We start from the raw sequence: 923 nt of genomic DNA on the forward strand, positions 1-923 counted from the left end.
GCGACTGGATCGACCGCGGCGTCGGCGACCTCGCCCCGCTGTGGTCCGACGACGTGCTCAAGGCCGCGATCGACGCCGCGCACGCCCACGGCGCCCGCGTCACCGCGCATGTCTTCAGCGAGGACGCGCTGCCCGGCCTGATCAACGCCGGCATCGACTGCATCGAACACGGCACCGGGCTCACCGACGACACCATCGCCCTGATGCTCGCGCAGGGAACAGCGCTGGTGCCCACGTTGATCAACACCCTGGAAAACTTCCAAGGCATCGCGGACTCCGCGGCGCGCTACCCGGCCTACGCCGCGCACATGCGCGACCTGCTCGCGCGGTGCCCGGCGCGCACGGCGGCGGCGCGCGAGGCGGGCGTGCCGATCTACGCCGGCAGCGACGCCGGCAGCATGATCGCGCACGGGCGGATCGCCGACGAGGTCGAGGCGCTCAAGGGCATCGGCATGAGCGCGACCGAGGCGCTGGGCGCGGCGTGCTGGGACGCCCGTCGCTGGCTGGGCCGGCCCGGTCTCGATCACGGGGCGTCGGCCGACCTGCTGTGCTACTCCGAGGACCCCAGACGAGGCCCCGGCGTGCTGAACCGGCCGGACCTGGTGATATTGCGCGGCAAGGTCTTTCGGCCACATGGCTAGGCGCGCGCGGCGCCGCGATCGTGGTTAGGATCGCGTGATGGCGTTGGCCAGCGGCGCGACCTTCGCCGGTTACCTGGTCGCGCGGAGGCTGGGTGCTGGAGCGACTGGTGCGGTCTACCTTGTCCAGGACCCCCGTTCGTCGCGCTGGAAGGCGTTGAAGGTCCTGGCGCCGGCGTTGTCGGCGGACGGCGAGTTCCGCCGGAGGTTTTGGGCGGACCACCCGATCGCGACGAACCTGTATCACCCGAACATCGTCGAGGTCCGCGACCGCGGCGAGTTCGA

The 923-nt window shown here is 71.6% G+C and carries 1 protein-coding gene and 1 pseudogene; both read left to right on the plus strand.

The genetic code is table 11. From position 1 onward, the window contains the following. Window positions 1-641 (plus strand): amidohydrolase family protein (locus A9X00_RS00240; protein ID WP_156771859.1); only part of this gene is annotated, 641 nt, incomplete at its 5' end. A gap of 37 nt (window positions 642-678) precedes the next feature. Continuing rightward, window positions 679-923: pseudogene (locus A9X00_RS00245) on the plus strand (serine/threonine protein kinase); the annotation flags it as partial.

The organism is Mycobacterium sp. 1245805.9 (assembly GCF_001672915.1).
Taxonomy (GTDB): Bacteria; Actinomycetota; Actinomycetes; order Mycobacteriales; family Mycobacteriaceae; genus Mycobacterium.